This is a genomic window from Pseudomonas sp. PS01303 (genome assembly GCF_029959385.1).
GTDB lineage: Bacteria > Pseudomonadota > Gammaproteobacteria > Pseudomonadales > Pseudomonadaceae > Aquipseudomonas > Aquipseudomonas rustica.
Map to the genome: position 1 here is coordinate 1 of NZ_JASCPK010000038.1, position 22,330 is coordinate 22,330.

19 protein-coding genes are annotated in these 22,330 nt (G+C 60.6%); 9 read left to right on the forward strand and 10 right to left on the reverse strand.

Features of this window, described 5'->3' with window-relative positions; genetic code table 11:
• Positions 1-282: 282 nt before the first annotated feature.
• Positions 283-1,092, forward strand: coding sequence for a hypothetical protein (locus tag QMX93_RS13280; protein WP_282356467.1), 810 nt, complete (start codon positions 283-285; stop codon positions 1,090-1,092).
• 130 nt (positions 1,093-1,222) lie between these two features.
• Here QMX93_RS13280 and QMX93_RS13285 read toward each other — a convergent pair whose 3' ends face one another.
• The 4 genes from QMX93_RS13285 to QMX93_RS13300 form a co-directional block, all read right to left on the reverse strand.
• Positions 1,223-2,893, reverse strand: coding sequence for a POTRA domain-containing protein (locus QMX93_RS13285; RefSeq protein ID WP_282356468.1), 1,671 nt, complete (start codon positions 2,891-2,893; stop codon positions 1,223-1,225).
• 131 nt (positions 2,894-3,024) lie between these two features.
• Complete coding sequence (locus QMX93_RS13290) at positions 3,025-4,830, reverse strand: collagen-like triple helix repeat-containing protein (protein WP_282356469.1); 1,806 nt, start codon at positions 4,828-4,830, stop codon at positions 3,025-3,027.
• A 500-nt stretch (positions 4,831-5,330) separates the two neighbouring features.
• Positions 5,331-6,185 carry a MaoC/PaaZ C-terminal domain-containing protein gene (locus tag QMX93_RS13295; RefSeq protein WP_282356470.1) on the reverse strand — a complete coding sequence of 285 codons (855 nt, stop codon included), beginning with the start codon at positions 6,183-6,185 and terminating at the stop codon, positions 5,331-5,333.
• A 3-nt stretch (positions 6,186-6,188) separates the two neighbouring features.
• On the reverse strand, positions 6,189-7,541 hold the full coding sequence (locus tag QMX93_RS13300; protein WP_282356472.1) for a 3-oxoacyl-ACP reductase: 1,353 nt from the start codon (positions 7,539-7,541) through the stop codon (positions 6,189-6,191).
• 356 nt (positions 7,542-7,897) lie between these two features.
• Between QMX93_RS13300 and QMX93_RS13305 the strand changes: the two genes are divergently transcribed.
• The 3 genes from QMX93_RS13305 (at position 7,898) to QMX93_RS13315 (ending at position 12,058) form a co-directional block, all read left to right on the forward strand.
• Entirely contained in the window at positions 7,898-9,175 is a 1,278-nt protein-coding gene (locus QMX93_RS13305) for an acetyl-CoA C-acetyltransferase (protein WP_282356473.1), read from the forward strand.
• Positions 9,176-9,655: 480 nt separating this feature from the next.
• Entirely contained in the window at positions 9,656-10,552 is an 897-nt protein-coding gene (locus tag QMX93_RS13310) for a PA4780 family RIO1-like protein kinase (RefSeq protein ID WP_053116938.1), read from the forward strand.
• 297 nt (positions 10,553-10,849) lie between these two features.
• Positions 10,850-12,058 carry an MFS transporter gene (locus tag QMX93_RS13315; protein ID WP_282356474.1) on the forward strand — a complete coding sequence of 403 codons (1,209 nt, stop codon included), beginning with the start codon at positions 10,850-10,852 and terminating at the stop codon, positions 12,056-12,058.
• On the opposite strand, the gene cueR is transcribed toward QMX93_RS13315, so the two are convergent.
• The 3 genes from cueR to QMX93_RS13330 form a co-directional block, all read right to left on the reverse strand.
• The gene (gene cueR, locus QMX93_RS13320; RefSeq protein ID WP_064387762.1) at positions 12,012-12,425 is read right to left on the reverse strand and encodes a Cu(I)-responsive transcriptional regulator; all 414 of its coding nucleotides are present in this window, start codon (positions 12,423-12,425) and stop codon (positions 12,012-12,014) included. The genes QMX93_RS13315 and cueR overlap by 47 nt on opposite strands.
• Complete coding sequence (gene cueA / locus QMX93_RS13325) at positions 12,422-14,815, reverse strand: copper resistance metal-translocating P1-type ATPase CueA (RefSeq protein WP_282356478.1); 2,394 nt, start codon at positions 14,813-14,815, stop codon at positions 12,422-12,424. The genes cueR and cueA overlap by 4 nt, the downstream gene beginning before the upstream one ends.
• Before the next feature lie 122 nt (positions 14,816-14,937).
• On the reverse strand, positions 14,938-15,321 hold the full coding sequence (locus tag QMX93_RS13330; RefSeq protein ID WP_053116942.1) for a hypothetical protein: 384 nt from the start codon (positions 15,319-15,321) through the stop codon (positions 14,938-14,940).
• 148 nt (positions 15,322-15,469) lie between these two features.
• Here QMX93_RS13330 and QMX93_RS13335 point away from each other — a divergent pair, with 148 nt between their 5' ends.
• Together QMX93_RS13335 and QMX93_RS13340 are read left to right on the forward strand one after the other, a co-directional pair.
• The gene (locus QMX93_RS13335; protein WP_025111719.1) at positions 15,470-15,667 is read left to right on the forward strand and encodes a cation transporter; all 198 of its coding nucleotides are present in this window, start codon (positions 15,470-15,472) and stop codon (positions 15,665-15,667) included.
• 158 nt (positions 15,668-15,825) lie between these two features.
• The gene (locus QMX93_RS13340; RefSeq protein ID WP_053116943.1) at positions 15,826-17,028 is read left to right on the forward strand and encodes a multidrug effflux MFS transporter; all 1,203 of its coding nucleotides are present in this window, start codon (positions 15,826-15,828) and stop codon (positions 17,026-17,028) included.
• Between the two features lie 5 nt (positions 17,029-17,033).
• Here QMX93_RS13340 and QMX93_RS13345 read toward each other — a convergent pair whose 3' ends face one another.
• The 3 genes from QMX93_RS13345 to QMX93_RS13355 form a co-directional block, all read right to left on the reverse strand.
• Entirely contained in the window at positions 17,034-17,207 is a 174-nt protein-coding gene (locus QMX93_RS13345) for a hypothetical protein (RefSeq protein WP_172680068.1), read from the reverse strand.
• A gap of 164 nt (positions 17,208-17,371) precedes the next feature.
• The gene (locus QMX93_RS13350; protein ID WP_282356483.1) at positions 17,372-18,385 is read right to left on the reverse strand and encodes a zinc-binding alcohol dehydrogenase family protein; all 1,014 of its coding nucleotides are present in this window, start codon (positions 18,383-18,385) and stop codon (positions 17,372-17,374) included.
• A 32-nt stretch (positions 18,386-18,417) separates the two neighbouring features.
• Positions 18,418-18,711, reverse strand: a complete 294-nt coding sequence (locus tag QMX93_RS13355; RefSeq protein WP_282356484.1) for a putative quinol monooxygenase — start codon at positions 18,709-18,711, stop codon at positions 18,418-18,420.
• Positions 18,712-18,830: 119 nt separating this feature from the next.
• On the opposite strand from QMX93_RS13355, the gene QMX93_RS13360 reads away from it, so the two are divergent.
• The 3 genes from QMX93_RS13360 to QMX93_RS13370 all read left to right on the forward strand — a co-directional run bounded on the left by QMX93_RS13360 (position 18,831) and on the right by QMX93_RS13370 (position 22,300).
• Positions 18,831-19,760 (forward strand): LysR family transcriptional regulator, encoded by a 930-nt coding sequence (locus QMX93_RS13360; RefSeq protein WP_282356485.1) that lies wholly within the window; start codon positions 18,831-18,833, stop codon positions 19,758-19,760.
• Between the two features lie 315 nt (positions 19,761-20,075).
• The gene (locus tag QMX93_RS13365; RefSeq protein WP_053116947.1) at positions 20,076-20,810 is read left to right on the forward strand and encodes a helix-turn-helix transcriptional regulator; all 735 of its coding nucleotides are present in this window, start codon (positions 20,076-20,078) and stop codon (positions 20,808-20,810) included.
• A 107-nt stretch (positions 20,811-20,917) separates the two neighbouring features.
• Positions 20,918-22,300 carry an MFS transporter gene (locus QMX93_RS13370; protein ID WP_212546364.1) on the forward strand — a complete coding sequence of 461 codons (1,383 nt, stop codon included), beginning with the start codon at positions 20,918-20,920 and terminating at the stop codon, positions 22,298-22,300.
• Positions 22,301-22,330: the final 30 nt, after the last annotated feature.

Below are 22,330 nucleotides of genomic sequence, written 5' to 3' on the forward strand. Positions count from 1 at the left end.
GCCGAAGGCTGCGATCTTTTGATCTTGCTCTTAAAAACAACATCAAAAGATCGCAGCCTTCGGCAGCTGACAGGGGGGGGGGCGCCTCCATTCAGTAGGTGGATATCGTACTTTTCTTATAGCGCACAAACGTGAACTACGACGAGCGGTAGTTAGACCTGTAATTTCTGCCAGTAGGCAGTCGCCTGCGTTTGGTATTCACTGAGATCTGTTTTCGCCAGCTTTTCTGCAGGGAATTAGTCCTGGAAGGCTTGGTAAGTTCGTTGAAAAGGAGATCAAGTGATGTCTGAGCAGAAGTTGTTATCCGACGCTGAGGCCGTTCTAAGAGAATTGGATGTAGTGTCCGTGCCCGTCAGTCAACAAACCCGTAAGGCACCTGTGGTTGAAAACCTGTTGCCAGCATTGCCGGGTGATAAGGCGGCTAAATTACAAAGGAGTCGTCAGGGCAAGGATTGCAGGGTGATTGTTGAGGATATGTGGCTACCCCCGGGGCTAACACAGGGTGACGCATTTATGGTCTTGTTAAAAAACGGTTCCGGACTGGTTTCTCATTGGATGGACGTACCCATTCCGCCTCCGGTCGAATTTGAAATGACACTGGCGGGTGCTTTCACGGACACGATGGGATTATTTCGTTTGTCTTATATGGTTCACTATTTGGGTAATTCCTACAAATCGGATACTTCCGAGTTTGAAATTGACAGAGTTGCCCCCAATTACGGTAATCCTGGTATTGCGGCGGTTCCGCCATCTGAGATCATCAAGGGTGTTGTCACGCGCAAAATTCTGGATGTTCTTGGGGATATCACTATGATCATTCCCACCCCGGCGGATGTTAAGCAGGGCGATGTCTGCATGGGTTATTACGGAAGCCGTAACTCCGGAATTTATGTCGACAGACATGTTGTAGATGATGATATATCTGCACCGATTCAAATAAAGATTCCAAAGGCGTCAGTTGAAGACAACGGTGATGGGGTTTTTTTCTTTTATTACATATATGAAGACCGAGTCGGTAACGTCGGCCCATCCTCAAGGCTTTTCCAGTTCGAGATTCAACTGACACCTGTGTCGGTAGATAGGGTTGACTGATGTCTGGAAAGAAAAACGCCATCCGAAAGATGAGGATGGCGTTTTTTTTGCCTCAAGACCGGTATTGTTTGCGAACAAAAACAGGCTTTACGAACCTGCGTCGCGAAAGCGCCCTCCCAAGCACCGCCCCCTACAACTGATAACTAAAACTGATGCTGTAACGCGTCCGCCGATTGAAAGTATCCAGCGCTTCATCCGACATTGCCTTCGCCGCTTCCAGCGCGATGTTGTAGTACTTGGCATCGCCAAACCGTAATCCCAGCGCCGCCGAGGACAAGCTGTTCGCCTGCACCGGCAGTTGATTGAACCAGCTGCGCGAGCGATCCAGCACTACATACGGTTGCAGTATCCGCACCCAGCTTCCTTCGCGGTTGTAGCTGTAGTTGACCTCGTACGCCACGCCCCATCCCTTGTCGCCGGACGCTTGGTCATCGGGATAGCCGCGACCGAAATTCTGTCCGCCAAATACCGCGCGTTCGCTGTCGGGCACGCTGTCGTCGCTCCAGTACAGGGCGGCCGAGAGCACGCCTTGCCAGTTGTCGAAGAATTTATCGCTCTGCACCCCGGACAGTCGAGCGCGGAAGAAGTCGAGGTCGATGGCGGTGTTGTTGGTTTTTGCGCCCATGCTGTCGAGGCCTTGGTAGAGGCCGGCGCTGAGGATGCGCAGTTGTTTGGCATCGGCTTTGCGCCAGTCGCCTTCGAAGGCGAAGGCGCGGATGTCGGTGCGTTCTTCGACGCTCAGTGGGTAGCCGACGACGTTGTAGCGGGTTTTGTCGTTGACTGCGTAGAGGCGTGAGCCGGCTGTTAGCAGTTCGTTGGAGGCGGCGACCAGGGGAACGGTGAAGCCGATCGAGTAGCGATCGTTTTCGCGGTGCGGTTTGAGTTCCAGGCCGTTGTCCAGTCGCAGGTTGGTGCCGGGGTCGGCGCGGTAGCGTGAGGCGGACAGGGCCAGTTGTGTGCCCTCGGATCCGAGGAATTGGCTGTAGTCGGCGCGGTAGTAATGTTCGTCATCGTCACCTGGCGGGAACAGGCCGCTGAGGGTCAGTTGTTCGCCCATCGAAGTCTGTGAATTGCTGCTGACACCGAGCAATGCTTGAGTGCCGTTGCGGTTGTCTTCGGTGGTGCTCAGTGTGCTGGTGAACGGCTTGCGGCTGGCCTGGGCGATCAGGGTGGTGGCGCCGTCGGTGGTGCCCGGTGGTGGCACTTGCGCCTGAATGGTGACGCCGGGGATGCGTGTCATCAGCGTGGTGTAGCGTTCGAAAGTCTTGCGGGTCAGCGGGCGTTCGGCCTGGATTTTGGTGATGAATTTATCCAGCAGACCTCTGACGCGGCCGACGTCGCCTTCGACTTGTACGTCGCGTACGTAACCTTCCACCAACACCACCCGCGCCACGCCGTCGTCGAATTTCTGTTGCGGCAGGAACGCGTAGGACAACAGGTAGCCGTCCTGTTGATAACGGCGGGTGATGTTGCGCGTGGCTTCGATCAGATCGGCGAGGCTGGTTTCGCGGCCGATCAGGGGCTTGTAGTTTTCTGCCAGTTCAGTGAGCGGGTAGATCGTGCCGCCTTCGATCTGCACGGTTTTCAGGTTGATCTTGGTGCTCATCATCAACGGCTGCGCGGCGGCAGCGCCGGGATCCGGGACTTGCACGGGCGCGGCGTTCGGGCGATAGGCATCGGCCGGCAGGTTGGGCACGGGCAGGTTGCGGATGGTTTCGTTGGAGTTGAGGAAGGTCGGCAGGGTGTCGGCGAGGGCAGTGGAACTGAGGCTGAGGAACAGCAAAGACGCCATTACGCGCATAGGACACTCCGTGGTCATCACAGCACCGGGCTGATTTTTCCTAAGAAAAAAGCGGAAGACTCGTGGGAATCTTCCGCCCTCAACCAAGCGTAGGCGCTGTAGGTGAGGCCGTCGAATCGGCCAGGTGCAATTTAGCGTTTGTTGCCGCCCAGGGCGCCGGTCAGACCACCGAGTACGCCGCCCAGACCACCACCGGTGGCGGTGCCGCCAGCGCCGGAAGCGGTGCTGGTGACTGTGTTGAGTACGCCGCCGACAGTGCCGCCGACAGTGTTGACCGTATTGCCGACGGTGGCGCCGACGTTACTGACCAGTGAAGTGACCGGGTTTGTCGCGCCAGTACCTCCGCCCGCAGCGCCGGTGTTGACCAGGCCTCCGACAGCGCCGACGGTGGTGCCCACGCTGGCGACGGTGCCACCGACGGCGCTGAGAACCGGGTTGCTTGTGGCACCGGCGATGCCGCCACCCAGATTGCTGACTGCGCCGCCCACCTGTGCGGTGAGGCTGGAGACCGGGCTGCCAAGGCCGGTCGCTGCGCCGACATTTTGCGTCAGGCTGGTGACGGCTGCCGTGACCGGAGCAATGCCTGTACTGACGGTGTTAGTGATGGTTGCCAGGGTTGCGGTCGGTGCGGTGATCGGTGTGCCCGAACCGCCCAGAGCCGTGTTAAGCGAGGCGACGGTGTTGCCGACCGAGACGACGGTACCGCCCGGAGCTGCCAGTGCGCTGTTGCCAGTGCTCAAGCCGCTGCCAACATTGGCCACCGCGCCGCCGACGGTTTGCAGCAGGCCGGTGCCGCCCAGACCACCACCGACACCACCCGAACCGCCACCGGTACCGTTGGATACCAGGCCGCCCGCCTTGCCGACGGCGGTGCCGGCATTGCTCAACGCTCCGCCGACTGTGTTGGTCAGGGCATTGCCGTTGCCAGCGCCGGTGACTTTGCCACCCAGGTCGTTAACGGTGCCGCCGACTTTCTGGATCACGCCGTTGAGTGGAGCGCCCAGACCGGTAGCGCTGCCGATCTTGTCGGTGGTGCTTTCAACCATGGCAATCACCGGCACCAGTTTCTGACTGACCTGGGTGGTTAAGCCGCCGAGGGGGCCTGTCGTCGTCGCTGTGCTCAGGGTGTCACCGAGCATGGTGACTTTTTCGCCGACGCCATCCAGCAAAGGGGCGACTTTGGTGACGATACCGCCGACCACTGGCACGCTGCTGGTTGCGGTGGCCAGTTTGCCACTGACATCGGATACGCCATCACCGACATCGGCCACTACGCCGCCGACTGATGACGCCGTGACGCCAACGCCGTTGGGTGTGCTGGCCAGTTTGCCGATGCCGTTGCCCAGGCCATCTCCCAGGGTGCTGACGACATTGCCGGTGGTGTTGGCAACGCTTTGCACGACGCCACCCACCACGGGAACAGTGCTCAGGGAATCGCCGACCTGGCCAACGCCGCTGCCGACGCCGCTGACGGTGGTGCCGACATCTTGCACCAATGTCGTGGTCACCAAGGTAGGGACGGTGGGATTGGTCGGGTTGGTTGGATCTGTAGGGTTGGTCGGATTGGTAGGGTCGGTGCCGCCACCGGTTCCGCCTGTGCCTCCAGTACCACCGGTTCCGCCGGTTCCTCCGGTGCCACCCGTGCCCGCGGTGCCGCCATCAGTGCCGCCGGTACCGCCCGTGCCACCGGTGCCCGCAGTGCCGCCATCGGTACCACCCGTGCCGCCGGTTCCATCAGTACCGCCTGTGCCTCCAGTGCCGCCAGTTCCCGCAGTATCTCCGCTACCACCGGCGCCACCCGCAGCGCTATCGCTGGCCGGCGCGGAACTGCCGGAGCTGCTGTGATGGCCGCCACCGCCGCTGCTGCAACCGGCGAGACCGAGAGAGAGAAGCACTGCCAAAGCAATTGCAGATTTTGACCAGACTTGAGTTTTCATGATCGAGATTCCTTGCACCTGTCACAACGTTCGTTGCCTTCGATGACTCGCCGATTCATGTCGCCGGCAATGTCCTCGTCCGTTGCTGCAATCTCAGTCCAGGCGCGGGTTCCCGCCATTCTCAAGTTGGTATTAACGCCTTTATATAGAGGGCCGTTTGCAGCGCCTAAGGACTAATACCGAGGTGATAAACGCGCAAAAAAAAGCCTTGAAAATCAAGGCTTGGATTTTTTCATTGGAAGGGAGGGGAGGCGGGAAAACTTAAGTGATATATACACAATTAACAGGTCGAACCTTCCTGTTTCCGGGATCGAAACAACCCTCGGTGCCACCTCAACCCTGTGGTGAGGGGATTTATCCCCGACCGGCTGCGCAGCGGCCGCAAATCCATTCAATGCGGTGAATCAGGATGAACGTGTTTGCTTGGGTTGGGGCGGCTGCGCCACCCATCGGGGATAAATCCCCTCACCACAAAAGCTCATCATTACTTCAGTTCAGAGTCAGGCGATCGGTTGCCATAGCCCAACCATATGCTCCAACTCCCCATTGCCCACTAACCGCAACTCACCACTCGACCCCGCCGCACTCGCCAGCAACGTCACCTCGCTCGGCAGTCGCACCGGTTTACGAAAGTGCACAGTGATTTCCAGATTGGCCTTGGGCAAATGATCGGCCAGCGCCGCCAATGTCCGTGCCTTGTTCCACAAACCATGAGCAATGGCCGTAGGAAAGCCAAACAGCTTGGCACTTGCCGCGCTCAAGTGAATCGGGTTGTAGTCACCGGAAACCCTGGCGTACTGCCGGCCAATGTCCGCCGGCGCTTTCCACTGCGCCACTTCGCTTAATGCTTGCGCAGGCTCCCAGTGCTGTTCCACCGGTTCGCCCTCAAGTTTCACCCCGCGACAAAGCATCTGGCTTTCCGCCTCCCACAACGACCCTAGTTGATCGTCCAATGTAGTCAGCAGATCAAACGTCGCGCCTTTGGGATGCGGTTGCAAGTTATGCACACGCACGCTGACCTGCGCGCGACTGATCCCGCCCATTGGCCGCAACACGCGAATGCGATTGCTCAGATGAATCAGCCCCAGCAGCGGAAACGGAAACTCTTTTGCCGTGAGCAATTGCATCTGCAACGCGAACGCGAGGATGTGTGGATAAGTCGGCGGCAACAGCCCGTCATCGGCAAAGCCGCAGACCTTGCGATAGTCCGCCAGGCGCTTGCCATCGACATCGACCCAACAGCGCAAACCGCTGTCGGGCAGGGTAGTGCCGGTGATTTTGCGTCGCGTCGCGGCCCGTGCGTAAAGCCCCGGCAGGCTCGGTTCGCGATCCAGCGTGTGCCATTCGATGCCCATGCCTTAAGCCCCCAAAACACTTTGCCCACAAACCCGCAACGCCTGACCGGTGAACGCGCCGGTACCCGGTTGCGCCAGCCACGCCACGGCTTCGGCGACGTCTTGCGGCAAGCCGCCCTGGCCCAGCGAACTCATGCGCCGCCCGGCTTCACGCAAACCGAACGGGATGTGCGCGGTCATCTGCGTTTCGATAAAACCGGGGGCGACCGCGTTGATGCTGATGCCACGCTCCAGCAACGTCGGCGCCCACGCTTGGGCCAGACCGATCAAACCTGCCTTGCTCGCGGCGTAGTTGGTTTGCCCGCGGTTGCCGGCGATGCCGCTGATCGAGGCGAGCAGAATCACTCGCGCATCGTCGTGCAGCGTGCCGTTGTCGAGCAGCGCTTTGGTCAGCACTTGCGGCGCGTTGAGATTGACCGCGAGCACCGCGTCCCAGAATTCCGGGGTCATGTTGGCCAGGGTTTTATCGCGGGTGATGCCGGCGTTATGCACCAGAATGTCGAGGCCGTCCGGCAGGTGTTCGGTCAACTGTGTGGCGGCGTCTTCGGCGCAGATATCGAGGGTGATCGCGCGGCCACCGAGGCGGGCGGCGAGGGCTTCGAGATCGGTTTTCGCTGGCGGCACGTCGAGCAGAATCACTTCCGCGCCATCGCGGGCGAGGGTTTCAGCGATCGATGCGCCGATACCGCGTGCCGCACCGGTGACCAGCGCTTTGCGACCGGCCAGCGGACGCGTCCAGTCAGTGACTTGTGTGGCGCACGCAGTCAGGCGAATTACTTGTCCGGAGACAAATGCGCTTTTCGGCGAAAGGAAAAACCGCAGCGGGCCTTCCAGTTGATCCTCGGCACCTTCGCCTACATAGATCAGTTGCAACGTGCCGCCGCTGCGCAGTTCTTTGGCCAGCGAACGCGAAAAACCTTCGAGCGCGCGTTGTGCACTGGAAGCGAACGGATCGCTGAGGGTTTCCGGGGCGCGGCCCAGAATCACCAGATGCGCGCTGCTCTCAAGATTCTTCATCAGCGGCTGAAAGAATTCGCGCAGTTGCTTGAGCTGGTCGGTGTGCTGCAATTCGCTGGCGTCGAATACCACCGCTTTGAGTTTCGGGCCATGGCCGGGAATCCATTCAGTGGCGGTCGCCGGTTGCTCGCCGTAGCGGTAAATGCTTTCGGTCAGACGGTTGGCGAACGTGCTGACGCGCTCGGCCAGCGGCCCGCCACCGATCAGCAGCGCACCTTCCACCGGCCGCAGGCGCCCAGCCTGCCAGCGCTCCAGTCGCACCGGCGACGGCAGGCCCAGCGCCCCGACCAGACGATGGCCGATGGACGAGTTGGCGAAGTCGATATAGCGGTCAGACATGGAACGCTCTCCAAAAGTTGGGGTTCAAAGTGTGGACTACCGATGGCAATCAATCGTTCGATCCACGCAATAGGGCCTACGCTTGAACAGCAGAGTAGTTTGCCCCTGATGGTTTTGTTGACGAACACAAATTCAGAAACACAGCAGAACCCTTGTAGGAGTGATCCTGTGGCGAGGGGATTTATCCCCGATGGGCTGCGAAGCGGCCCCAATTCCATGCTGAGCGGTCCATCTGAAACACCGCGAGTGCAGGTTCTACGACTGCTTCGCAGCCGGTCGGGGATAAATCCCCTCACCACAGTGTTCATTCCTACAGAGATCTGTGTGAATCCGATCAATTTGAAAAGGAGTTATTCATGAGTCAGCTGCGCCGCGTCGCGATCATTGGCGGTAACCGTATCCCTTTCGCCCGTTCCAACGGGCCGTACGCCACGGCCAGCAATCAGGTGATGCTCACTGCCGCGCTCGAAGGCCTGATCGAACGCTACAACCTGCACGGCCTGCGCATCGGCGAAGTGGTGGCGGGCGCGGTGCTTAAATTGTCACGGGATATGAACCTGACCCGCGAATGCGTCCTCGGCTCGCGATTGTCGCCAACCACCCCGGCTTACGATATCCAGCAAGCCTGCGGCACCGGTCTGGAAGCAGCATTGCTGGTCGCCAACAAAATCGCCCTCGGCCAGATCGATTGCGGCATCGCTGGCGGCGTCGACACCACGTCGGACGCGCCGATCAGCGTCAGCGAAGGCCTGCGCAAAATCCTTCTGCAAGCCAACCGCGCGAAAACCACCGGCGACAAACTGAAAACCTTTCTGCAACTGCGGCCCCAACACCTGATCCCGGAATTCCCGCGCAACGGCGAACCGCGCACCGGCCTGTCGATGGGCCAGCACTGCGAACTGATGGCGCAGACCTGGAATATTCCGCGTGAAGAGCAGGATCAACTGGCCCTCGAAAGTCACCAGAAACTGGCGGCGTCCTACAGCGAAGGCTGGCACAACGATCTGATGACACCGTTCCTTGGCCTGACCCGCGACAACAATCTGCGCCCGGATCTGACCCTGGAAAAACTCGCCACGCTGAAACCGGCGTTCGAGAAAAGCGCCAAAGGCACGCTGACGGCAGGCAACTCCACGCCACTCACCGATGGCGCCTCGGTGGTGCTGCTCGGCAGTGAAGAGTGGGCGAAGGAGCGCGGCTTGCCGATCCTTGCCTATCTGCGCGATGGTGAAGCGGCGGCGGTGGACTTCGTCAACGGTGCCGAGGGCCTGTTGATGGCGCCGGTGTATGCGGTGCCACGCTTGCTGGCGCGCAACGGGCTGAGCTTGCAGGATTTTGATTACTACGAAATTCACGAAGCGTTTGCGGCGCAGGTGTTGTGTACGCTCAAGGCTTGGGAGGATCCCGAATACTGCAAATCCCGGTTGGGGCTGGATGCGCCGTTGGGGTCGATTGATCGTAGTCGGCTGAATGTGAAGGGCAGTTCGCTGGCGGCGGGGCATCCGTTCGCCGCTACGGGGGGACGCATCGTCGCCAACCTGGCCAAACTGCTGGAGGCGGCGGGCAAGGGGCGAGGTCTGATTTCGATTTGTGCTGCTGGCGGGCAAGGTGTTACCGCGATCATCGAACGCTAGAAGAGCCCCTCACCCTAGCCCTCTCCCGGAGGGAGAGGGGACTGATTGGGGGATGCTTGCGAGGTACGCCGACCTGATAGTGCTGCACCGTATCCAAAATCTACCCGGTCATTCAGTTAGCCCGAATCCATATGTTTCAGTTTGCCCAATCCATAATCGACGCGGTATTCCAGGTCGATGTATAACGCCAGACAACTCGGTCGGCTCCCTCTCCCTCCGGGAGAGGGCTGGGGTGAGGGTAAAAAGGCGAAACCACAAATGTCAGATTCTGTCGCAAATGCCCTCACCGGCCGATACCAACAAGTACCACGCTGTCAGCTATGATTCGCTGCGGTCTACGCAGGTTGGCCCTGAATAATCCGGCACAGTGTGTGCATCGACAACGTTCACAGGTCGGCAACCCCTCCCCGTACTGCGAGGATTGCCGTATAACGAGTGACATTCGCGTGTTTGGTAATAAAGGACCCACAATAAAAGCTGATGAAGACTCCAAAACGCATTGAACCGCTGATCGAAGACGGTCTGGTTGACGAGGTGCTGCGACCACTCATGAGTGGTAAAGAAGCAGCTGTTTATGTGGTGCGCTGCGGCAACGAGTTACGTTGCGCCAAGGTCTACAAGGAGGCAAACAAACGTAGTTTCCGCCAGGCAGCCGAGTATCAGGAAGGCCGCAAGGTGCGTAACAGCCGTCAGGCGCGCGCGATGGCCAAGGGCTCGAAATTCGGTCGCAAAGAGACCGAAGACGCCTGGCAGAACGCCGAAGTGGCGGCGCTGTTCCGTCTGGCTGGCGCCGGTGTGCGCGTGCCCAAGCCGTTCGACTTCCTCGAAGGCGTGCTGCTGATGGAACTGGTGGCCGATGAATACGGCGATGCAGCACCGCGTCTTAATGACGTGGTACTGGAAGCCGATCAGGCCCGTGAATATCACGCGTTCCTGATTTCGCAGATCGTGCTGATGTTGTGTACCGGTCTGGTGCACGGTGACCTTTCCGAGTTCAACGTGCTGCTGACACCGACCGGCCCGGTGATCATCGACCTGCCACAAGCGGTCGATGCTGCCGGCAACAACCACGCGTTCAGCATGCTTGAACGTGACGTTGGCAACATGGCTTCGTACTTCGGTCGCTTTGCGCCGGAGTTGAAGAAGACCAAGTACGCGAAAGAAATGTGGGCGTTGTACGAAGCCGGCACCTTGCACCCGAACAGTGTGTTGACCGGTGAGTTCGACGAGCCGGAAGAGCTGGCCGATGTCGGCGGGGTTATCCGCGAGATCGAAGCGGCGCGGCTTGATGAAGAGCGCAAGCAAGCGATCCGCGCGGCGGATGACGAGCCTAAGGGCAAATCAGAAGAACCACCGCCACCTCCGTGGATGCAGTGATCGTTTGAACAGAAACCCGGCTTCGGCCGGGTTTTTTGTTTTGTTTCGAAAAGCACCCTCACCCCAGCCCTCTCCCGGAGGGAGAGGGGGCCGACCGCGGTGTCTGGCGTTATACATCGACCTGAAATACCGGGTCGATTATGGATTCGGTACAGCACGTTCAGGTCGATGTAGATCATGAGCATCCCTGTATCAGTCCCCTCTTCCTTTGGGAGAGGGTTAGGGTGAGGGCCTCTTTCGGATCAGCGCAAATTCGCGTCTACTGTCCACCGCTCCAACCACACTCAAGGATTGAATGTGACCACGTCCCGCAACACCCAACTGATCATCACCGCCCGGCTTATCTCCGATTTCGGCGCATTCCTCAACATGGTCGCGCTGGCCACCTACGTCTACCTGCTCAGCAACAGCGCCATGAGCGTCGGTATCTTCCTCGCCAGTCGCGTCGGTGGCGGGATTTTTGCCAGCCTCATCGGCACTGCGTTTTACCGACGCTGGAGTGGCCGCGCGCCGCTGATTGCCTTCGACCTGTTGCGCGCCAGCGTGCTCGGTTTGCTGTTGATCGTACCGGTCAGCCAACAGGTCTGGTTATTGCCGCTCATTGCCTTCGGCCTCGGCCTGGGAAATTCGATGTTCGCCATCGGCCTCAACAGTCAGCTGCCGCGTTTGATCCCCGCCCATCAACTGCTCAAAGCCAACGCCTGGATCACCTCCGCCTCATCAGCAGCGATGGTCGGCGGCAGTCTCGTATCGGGTTTGCTGGTAGCTGCATTCGGATTTGAAACGGTATTCGCCCTGAATGCCGTGACCTATCTGCTCGCGGCGCTGTTGATCGTACCGTTGCGCTTCAACGCGCCGACGGACAACGAGGAACCCGAACGCGGCGAATGGTCAGCGCTCAAGCACGGTTTGCGCAGTGCGCCGGTGATTGCCGCGATGCTCACGGTGACGATGGCCGACACTCTGGGCAGCGCCGCGCACAATGTCGGTTTCCCGATTATCTCGAAACTGCTCACGCCCGAGTCGGCGAGCACCACGCTGGGCCTGATGCTCGCTGTGTGGGCCAGCGGCAAACTGCTCGGCGCGCGTATCGCCAGTCGCCTCAAAGGCTCGGACAACATCCATCTGGAGCGGCGGTTTTTCTTCGGTGTGGCGCTGATGTCTTGCGGTTTCATCCTGATGTTCCAGCAGCACAGCCTCTACGGATTGCTGCTGTTTTCATTGCCGGCGGGGCTGGGCGATGGCTTTTCCGAAGTCGGCCTGATGTCCCGTCTGCAACGCGAGCCCGAGCACTTGCGCCTGCCAATTTTCAGCGTGCTGACCCTGCTGCAAATGACCGGTTTCGGCATCGGCATGCTCATCGCTGCGCCGTTCTACGCGTGGTGGACGCCGGGTGCCGTGGTCATGTTGTTCCACGGCATTCCGCTTTGCACATTGCTCACGGTGAAACTGTTGGCGCTCAAACGCGCGCGGGTTGCGCGCAGCAGCCCGACGCCAGCTCCTTGAGGATCGGGCAGTCGGGGCGGTGGTCGCCATTGCAGTGTTCGACCAGGTCTTGCAGGGTGTCGCGCAACTCGCCGAGTTCGCGGATCTTCTGATTCAGCTCGTCGATGTGCTGACGCGCCAACGCCTTCACATCGGCGCTGGCGCGTTGGCGATCCTGCCAGAGTGTCAGCAGTTTGCCGACCTCTTCCAGTGAAAAGCCTAAGTCCCGCGAGCGCTTGATAAACGCCAACGTGTGCAGGTCATCGTCACCGTAGACCCGGTAACCGCTGTCGGTGCGATGCGCCGCTTTGAGCAGGCCAATCGACTCGTAGTAGCGGATCATTTTCGCGCTCAGGCCACTGTGTTTGGCCGCTTGACCGATGTTCATCGGTGCTCCTCCAGATCCTTGGGTTTCCAGGTTTTCAACAGTAGCGCATTGCTCACCACGCTGACGCTGGACAGCGCCATCGCCGCCCCGGCCAGCACCGGGTTGAGGAAGCCGAACGCCGCTAGTGGAATGCCGATCAGGTTGTAGACGAAGGCCCAGAACAGGTTCTGACGAATTTTCGCGTAGGTCTTGCGGCTGATTTCCAGCGCCGCCGGCACCAACCGTGGATCGCCGCGCATCAGGGTGATACCCGCCGCGTGCATGGCGACGTCAGTGCCACCGCCCATGGCGATGCCGATGTCGGCAGCGGCGAGGGCCGGGGCGTCGTTGATGCCGTCGCCGACCATCGCGACCACGCCGGTTTTTTTCAGCTCGGCGACGGTGGCGGCTTTGTCGGCGGGCAGCACTTCGGCGTGAACGCTGCTGATGCCCAGCGCTTCGGCGACCACGCGAGCGCTGCCACGGTTGTCGCCGGTCAGCAGATGGCTGTGGATATCTCGTGCGGCGAGTTGCTGCACGGCTTCCAGTGCGCCGGGTTTCAAGGTGTCACCGAGGGCGAACAATCCGAGCACTTTCGGTTCCGGACTTTGTTCGATCAACCACGACAACGTGCGACCTTCGGCTTCCCAGGCTTGGGCGGATTCGCTCAGGTTGCCGGCGCTCAAACCACTTTCGTCGAGCATGCGCCGATTGCCCAAGGCCAGACGGCGGCCATCGAGACTGCCGGCGATGCCGCGACCGGTCAGCGACTGGCTGTCGCTGACATCCGGCACCTGCAGATTGCGTTCAGCAGCGGCGTCGAGCACAGCTTTGGCCAGCGGGTGTTCACTGCCGCGTTGCAGGGCGCCGGCCAGTGTCAGCAGCGTATTTTCGTCACCATCTACCGCGCTGAAATGGGCGATACGCGGCGTGCCTGAGGTCAGCGTTCCGGTCTTGTCGAAGACCACAGTGCTGACTTCATGGGCACGTTCCAGCGCTTCGGCGTCCTTGATCAGAATGCCGTGACGCGCGGCCACGCCGGTGCCGGCCATGATCGCGGTCGGGGTGGCGAGGCCGAGGGCACACGGGCAGGCGATGACCAAAACGGCGACCGCGTTGATCAGCGCAGTTTCCAGCGGCGCGCCATACAGCCACCAGCCCATCAACGTGGCCAAAGCAATCAGCAACACGGTCGGCACGAAAATCTGACTGACCTTATCCACCAGTTTCTGGATCGGTGCTTTCGCCGCTTGAGCATCCTCGACCAGACGAATGATCCGCGCCAGCACAGTCTCGGCGCCGAGCGCCTGAGTGCGCACCAACAAGCGACCTTCACCGTTGATTGCGCCGCCGGTGACTTTGTCGCCCGGTTGTTTCGGCACGGGCAGGCTCTCGCCGCTGATCAGCGCTTCGTCGGCGTGGCTCTGGCCCTCGATGACTTCGCCATCGACCGGGAAGCGTTCGCCGGGTTTGACCAGCACCAGATCATTGAGGCGCAGGGCGCTGATGGCGACATCTTGTTCGCGGCCGTCGAGCACTTGAATCGCCCGTTCCGGCCGCAAGGCTTCGAGGGCGCGGATGGCGCTGGCGGTCTGGCGTTTGGCGCGGCTCTCGAGGTATTTGCCGAGCAGCACCAAGGCAATCACCACCGCCGACGCTTCGAAATACAGATGCGGCATGCGCCCGGCAGCGGTCGCCCATTCGTAGAGACTCAAGCCGTAACCGGCGCTGGTGCCGAGGGCGACGAGCAAGTCCATGTTGCCGGCGCCGGCGCGCACGGCTTTCCATGCAGCGACGTAGAAACGCGCACCGAAGATGAACTGCACCGGCGTGGCGAGGACGAATTGCGCCCAGGCCGGGAGCATCCAGTGAATGCCGAACGGTTGCAGCAACATCGGCGCCACCAGCGGCAAGGCGAGGGCGATCGCGCAGATCAGCGCCCAGCGTTCGTGCTTGAGCTTCTGTTGTTGGTTATCGGTTTGCGGGTGTTCGGCTTGCCAGACGCTGGCCGAGTAGCCGGCCTTGCTCACGGCGTCGAGCAGCGTCTGTGAGTCGACGTGACCGAGCAATTCGAGGTGCGCACGTTCGTTGGCCAGGTTGACGCTGACGCCTTTCACGCCGGGGACTTTGTTCAGGGCGCGCTCGACGCGACCGACGCAGGAAGCGCAGGTCATGCCTTCGATATTCAGTTCGAGAGTTTGCTGCGGGACGCTGTAACCGGCGCGTTCGACCGCTTCCATCAAGGCCGCAAGGCTGTCGCCCGGCGCCTGCACACGGGCCTGCTCGGTGGCGAGGTTGACGCTGACGGCACTGGCGCCGCTGACTTTATTCAAAGCCCGCTCGACACGCCCGGCGCAACTGGCGCAGGTCATGCCGGCAATCGGCAGATCGAAAGTGATGGAATCGGACATCGGTCGTACTCCCTGTAGTAGATGCCTACAAGGATCAACCTTGCCATGCGGGCAAGGTCAAGCGCCAATCTTCCTACCGTGATCGTTCCCACGCGGAGCGTGGGAACGATCACGCGCATAAATCAGTATTCGAGATCGGCGCGTTTCAGGTAGACGCCTTCGGAATTCATCGCCAAGCGATACTTCAGCACATCCCCGGCACGCAGTTTGATCTCCTGCGAACCCGGCGCAAGCATGCCCGGATTGCAACCGGCGACTTGCCCCGGCAGCAACTTCAAGCGCAGCGACACGGTGCCCGGCGGCAGGTTGAAGGAAATACTTTGCTCCTGCAGCAGCCGCGCCGAGAGCTGATCCTGGATATACACGCCAATCTCGCAGGAGGTCGACACTTCCAGACGCTCGCGGGAGATGATCAGCACCGCGTAATCCTCCCCGGCGGCTTGCACTTGAGGGACGGCGGCAAAGAGGCTGAGCAAGCCAAACAGGCTGAAAGCTGACCAGCGCATGGCTGAATCTCCTGAATTTAAGTCATTGATGCACGCAGCTTGGCCGAGCGCGGCGCCGATTGCCAGCCCGGCAGATGATTGCAGAACTTGACCTTGCCATCATGGCAAGCTCGACACTGCCGGCAACCTCACTCAAAGGAGTCATTCCATGCAAGTGTTCAACGTTCAAGGCATGTCCTGCGGTCACTGCGTCAAAGCCATCACCAACGCCGTGCAGGCCAAAGACCCGGCGGCCAGCGTGCGCGTCGATCTGGCGGCGAAAGAAGTGGGCGTTGAAAGTGCGCTGAGTGCCGAGCAGGTGATCGAGGTCATCAGCGAAGAGGGCTACGCCGTCAAACTCGCCTAGAAACAAAAAGATCGGCTCCTACAGGGGACGCATTCATGTAGGAGCTGCCGAAGGCTGCGATCTTTTGCCGTTTTTATAGTTAGCGAGCTATCGGAATGTTCAAGGCGTCCAGCCGCAGCTAGACTGTCGGGCTGCCGACTTGCCTGACTGGATGCCTGATGAACTTCCGTACCATTTTGATTCTCGGTGCCTTGACCGCCTTCGGGCCCTTGGCGATCGACTTTTATTTACCTGCATTTCCCGCGATGGCGCTGGCGTTCGCCACCGACGAGAAGCACGTGCAGATGACCCTGGCCGCCTATTTCGCCGGTTTGTCCCTCGGCCAGTTGGCCTACGGCCCGGTGGCGGATCGCTTTGGTCGGCGCATTCCGCTGCTCGTCGGGCTGACCCTGTTTACCCTCGCTTCACTGGCCTGCGCCTACGCGCCGAACCTCGAATGGCTGATCGGCGCGCGCTTCGTGCAGGCGTTGGGCGGCTGTGCGGGCATGGTGATTTCCCGCGCCGTGGTCAGCGACAAATGCGACGCCGTCGGCTCGGCGAAGGTGTTTTCGCAGCTGATGCTGGTGATGGGTCTGGCACCGATTCTGGCGCCGATGCTCGGCGGTCTACTGGTCAACACCACCGGTTGGCAGTCGATCTTTCTGGTGCTGACCGGTTTCAGTGCCCTGGCCGGTCTCGCGGTCGCGCTCGGTCTGCCGGAAAGCATGCCAGCGAGCATGCCGCGCCAACCGTTGTCCGGTGCCTTTCGCCAGTACGCACGCCTGCTGAGTGATCGCGTTTACCTCGGCCACGCGCTGACCGGCGGCATCGCCATCGCCGGGATGTTCGCCTACATCGCCGGTTCGCCATTCATCTTTATCAAACTGTATGGCGTGCCCGCCGAGCATTTCGGCTGGCTGTTCGGCACCAACGCGGCGGGCTTCATTCTGGTAGCGCAGGTCAACGCGCGGCTGTTGGCCAAGCGTGGCCCGGCGTTCCTGCTGGCGCGTGCAGTCTGGGTTTATCTGGCAGCGGGCCTGACGTTATTGGCGGTCAGCGCCTTGCACACCGAATCGCTGTGGCCACTGTTGATTCCATTGTTTATCTGCGTGTCGAGCCTCGGCTGCATCAGCCCCAACGCCGCCGCTTGCGCCATGAACGGGCAGGGCGGGCGCGCCGGCAGTGCGTCGGCGTTGCTCGGTTGCATGCAATTCAGCGTCGCCGCCGGGGCTTCGGCTCTGGTCGGTGTGTTGCACGACGGCACCGCCGTGCCGATGGCGATTGTCATCAGCGTTTGCGGTTTGCTGGTGGTGTGCGTCGCGATGCTGACCCGGCGTCTGCAAAACGCCCGGGCGCTGGCGCAGGCTCAAGCCGAGGTCTGAAACACTCAGCCGGCGGCGCGCTGCTGGCTGCGGTCGGGAATCTGATGGGGCGCGAATATTCGCGCTTCGAGGGTGCGGGTGAAGGCCAGGGCTTCGGCTTCACTGCGGAATGTCACGGCGTGCTGGTCGAGACGAACCTGCCATTGAGACTTTGCCACTTCTTTTATCAGGATCTTCATTGCTGACCTCCTTTGCGTAAAAGATGTACCGCAGAGGCTTCGATTGTAGTCCTGAATACCATCGCAATTGTGACAAGGGTCAGCCATCTGACTGACGGCAAAAAAGGGGCGAGCAGCCCCCGCCAGCCACTGTAGGAGCTGCCGAAGGCTGCGATCTTTTGACTTTAGAAACTTTCTAAAACAATTTTCCCCTTGGCCTTACCGCTTTCCAGCAACTCATGCGCCCGACGCAGATTGGCCGCATTAATCACACCGAAGTGCTCACCCACCGTGGTCTTCAACGTCCCGGCATCAATCAGCTCAGCCACACGATTGAGCAGTTTGTGCTGCTCGATCATGTCCGGCGTTTCGAACAGCGAGCGGGTGTACATGAACTCCCAGTGCAGCGACAGGCTCTTGCGCTTGAGCTTGCTCACGTCGAGCGACTTCGGATCGTCGATCAGCGCCAGTTTGCCTTGCGGCGCCAGTGCCTCGACCAATTGATCCAGATGCTGATCGGTCTGGGTCAGGCTGGCGACGTGAGTGACGTTGTCGATCCCGGCGCGTTTCAGTTCTTCGCTCAACGGCTTGCTGTGATCGATCACCAGATCGGCGCCCAGTTCTTTCACCCAATCGCTGGTCTGCTGGCGAGAAGCAGTGCCGATCACTTTCAGCCCCGTCAGTTGCTTGGCCAACTGAGTGAGGATCGAACCGACACCGCCGGCCGCGCCAACGATCAGCAGGCTATGGCCTTCATCGGTTTTGCCTTCGCGGATTTGCAGACGTTCGAAGAGCAATTCCCACGCGGTGATCGCGGTCAGCGGCAACGCAGCGGCTTCGGCGAAACCGAGGGATTTCGGCATATGACCGACGATGCGCTCATCTACTGTGTGCAGTTCACTGTTGCCGCCAGCGCGGGCAATCGAACCTGCGTAGAAAACCTTGTCGCCAGCCTTGAACAGCGTCACGTCGCTGCCGACAGCCTTGACCACACCGGCGACGTCCCAGCCCAGCACTTTCGCCGCGCCGTTTTCCGGCGCCACGTTCTGTCGCACTTTGGTGTCCACCGGGTTGACCGAGATGGCTTTGACTTCAACCAGCAGGTCGCGCGGGCCGGCGACCGGTTCTGGCAGTTCGATGTCTTGCAGGGATTTGGCGTCGCTGATCGGCAGGGACGCGTAATAGGCGATGGCTTTCATGAGTGGCTCCGTACAGGTAATAGAAGAAGGAATCAGGCAATCGCGCCGAGGCGCTTGAGTTCGAAGTGTTCGATGGTCTGCCCGGCCGTGGCCTGAAAATTGAGGAAATGCGCGCTGGCGTTGTGCGCCTGGAGGATTTCCTCGCTGGCCCAATGTTCGATCACGTAGAAAACCTGTGGGTCGGCGAGGTCGCGGTGCAAGTCGTACTGGCTGCAACCGACTTCGGCGCGGCTCGGTTCAACCAAGGCGCGCAGGGCTTGTTCGAGGGCGTCCTGCTGGCCGGGTTTGGCGATCAGGGTAGCGATGGCGGTGAATGGCTGGGACATGCGCGGCTCCAGAGAAGCGGGATGAATTCGATGAGCGGATGATTAGCTATTTCTCTGCGGGATAAAACCGGCTAAAACAGCAGTCTCTTTCAATATTTTTTTGATAATCGGAGCTGGGAATGCTGCGTTTCGATGACTTGCAGTTGTTTGTCCGGGCGGCGGATCTGGGCAGCCTGTCGGCGGCAGCGCGGGTGATGGACATGTCCGCCGCCGTGGCCAGCGCGGCGTTGAAGCGCATCGAACAGCAACTCGGCGCACGTTTGCTGGCGCGTTCGACCCGCAGTTTGCGCCTGACCGCCGAGGGCGAGGGTTTTCTTGAATATGCGCGGGCGGCGTTGAGCAACCTCGATGAAGGTCGGCGCTTGCTGGCCAGCGGGCAGGATCAGGTCAGCGGGATCTTGCAGTTATCGGCACCCTCGGATTTCGGTCGCAATATGTTGCTGCCGTGGCTGGATGAGTTTCAGCGCGAGCATCCGAAGCTGACTGTGCGCCTGCTGCTTGGCGATCGCATCGCCGACCTGTTCCGTCAACCCGTGGACATCGCCTTGCGCTATGGCGAGCCGGAAGATTCCAGTCTGGTCGCCATGCCGATCGCCCCGCACAACCGTCGCGTACTCTGCGCCTCCCCGGCGTACCTGGCCCGACACGGCGAACCGCGTCAGCTCGAACAACTGGCGCAACACAATTGCCTGCTGTACATGCTCGGCAGCCGGGTTCACGACCACTGGAGTTTTCACGACGGCAAGCGCGAAGTCGGGCTGACGGTCAGTGGCGACCGTTTCAGTGACGACGCCGATGTCGTGCGCCTGTGGGCAGTGGCCGGCGCAGGCATCGCCTACAAATCCTGGCTCGACGTCGGCGCCGATATCCTCGCCGGACGCCTCAAAGTACTGCTTCCGGAGCTGTTATGTGAGCGCGCTCCGCTGAATTTGTTGTGCGCACATCGCGCTCAATTGAGTAAGCCAGTGAACCTTCTGAGGGAAATGCTCGCCAGCCGATGCGCTGAATTGAGTAGTCAATTTCCCGCTTTCTCGAAAGTTGATCATTAGTCGCAGGTAAATAGAGAAATTTCTCTCAGCAACAATCACCACCCGTGCAGGCCCCGGCGCGGGACGCAGCCTGTAACCCGCTTATACTAGCGGCCGCCTCATGCCGTACCGACACCCCGATCCACAGACCTTCACCGCCCGTCGCCGGGAACGGGTGACGGGCGCGCAACGGCGACTGATTCAGTGCCCAGGCAGATTGCGTCAGTGGCCAGCATGGCCCCGGTACATGGCGTATTTCGCGTCTTGGCCGACGACTCATTAGTGGTCAAGATGTCTGCGAGCAGTAGACGATACGATTCAACAGGGAGTGAATATATGGAACATGCACCTTGCATCAGCCAGATCGCCACGTTGCTGGCTGACCCCAAGCGCAGTGCGATGATGTGGGCCTTGATGGATGGCTCGGCGCGGCAAACCGAAGAGCTGGCGTTGCTGGCGGGGTTATCGCCGTCCTCGGCCAGCGCTCATCTGGCGCGACTCTCCACTGGCGGCCTGTTGAAAGTCGAAGTGCGTGGGCGCAAGCGCTTTTTCCGTCTGTCGGCGCCCGAGGTCGGCGCGGCAATCGAAGCCCTGGCCAGCGCCACCATCGCCAGCGCACCCCGCGACATTCCCGCCGTGTTCAAACGCGCAACGCCGATTGCCAAACCGCAGACGGCGCCGTCTTCACTGCTGCGCGCACGTTTCTGCGACGACCACCTCGGCGGCACGCTCGCTGCCGATTTGTATCAACGTTTGCTTGATGCCGGCTGGATCGAGCAGATCGAACAGCGCGTGGTGGTCACGCACAAAGGTTCGACACAACTGGCCAAGCGCGGGGTGTTCATTCAGGCGCTGGCCCATCGCAACGTGCAAGTCGCCTGCGCCTGCCCGGACTGGAGCGAAAGACGTCCGCACATGGGCGGCACCCTCGGCGCGGCGCTGTTGCAGTTGTTCATGCAATCCGGCTGGCTGACCTTGCCCCACGACTCCCGCGCCTTGCAATTGACCGCCACCGGCCAGCGCGAAATCCATCGCTTCGCCAGGGAAACCGAGCTGGAAATGGCGTTGTAGAGCAGTCGCCGCGTCGCCCACGGCTGCGAACAGGTCGCATCCAGCACGAACGCCTGAACGCGATCACGCACACTCGATCCGGGGACTTTTCGGATGGTGGAGGCGGCATGGACACTCGACACTTCAGTGCGGCAGAGCGGCTGGAACGCCTGCCGATCAGCGGTTATCACCGGATCATTTTCATCATCATTGCCTTGGCGTTTTTCTTCGATTCGATGGATCTGGCGATGATGACGTTTTTGCTCGGCTCGATTAAGGCCGAGTTCGGACTGAGCAGTGCGCAGGCCGGGTTGCTCGCCAGTTCGAGCTTTTTCGGCATGGTGCTGGGCGCGTCGTTGTCGGGCATGCTCGCCGATCGTTTCGGGCGCAAACCGGTGTTCCAGTGGAGCATCGTCTTGTGGGGCGTGGCCAGTTATCTGTGCTCGACGGCGCAAACGGTCGAGGCGCTGACGCTGTTCCGCATCCTGTTGGGAATCGGCATGGGCATGGAGTTTCCTATCGCGCAGTCGATGCTGTCGGAGCTGATTCCGGCACAGCGGCGCGGGCGTTATATCGCCTTGATGGACGGCTTCTGGCCACTGGGTTTTGTTGCGGCGGGCGTGCTCTCGTACTTCCTGCTGCCGTTGATTGGCTGGCGCGACATCTTTCTGGTGTTGGCGATACCGGCGGTGTTTGTGTTGGCCATTCGTTTTTTTATTCCCGAGTCGCCGCGCTGGCTGGAACAGGCTGGACATGATGAAGCGGCGGACAAGGTGTTGAACGGCATCGAAGCGCGGGTGCGATCCTCCCTCGGCGGTGCGGCGCTGCCGGAACCGATTCGTTTGCCGCGCACCGTGACGCCACCGGGCAACTTCTTCTCGGCGCTCAAGCAAATCTGGTCGCCGCAGTATCGCCAGCGCACGACGATGATCTGGAGTCTGTGGTTTTTCGCGCTGCTGGGGTTTTATGGACTGACGTCGTGGCTGAGTGCGTTGCTGCAACAGTCGGGTTTTGCCGTGACGCAGTCGGTGTATTACACGGTGCTGATTTCGTTGGGCGGGATTCCCGGGTTTCTGATGGCGGCGTGGCTGGTCGAGCGCTGGGGGCGTAAACCGGTGTGCATCGTTACGCTGCTCGGCGGCGGGGTGATGGCGTTTTTGTATGGGCAGAGCGCGGTGTTTGGCGGCAACGTGGCGCTGCTGATCGGCACCGGGTTGTTGATGCAGTTTTTCCTGTTCGGTATGTGGGCGGTGCTCTACACCTACACGCCGGAGCTTTATCCGACGTCGGCGCGGGCGACCGGTTCGGGCTTCGCCTCGGCGATTGGCCGTGTGGGATCGTTGCTCGGGCCATTGGTGACCGGGCTGGTGTTTCCGATTACCGGGCAGGGCGGGGTGTTCGCGCTGGGTGCGGCGTGCTTCGCGATTGCGGCGGGGGTGGTGTGGTTGTTCGGGATGGAGACGCGCGGTAAAACCCTCGAAGAGCTGACCGAAACCCAATCCAACGGCTAACACCGATCCAATGTAGGAGTGAGCCTGCTC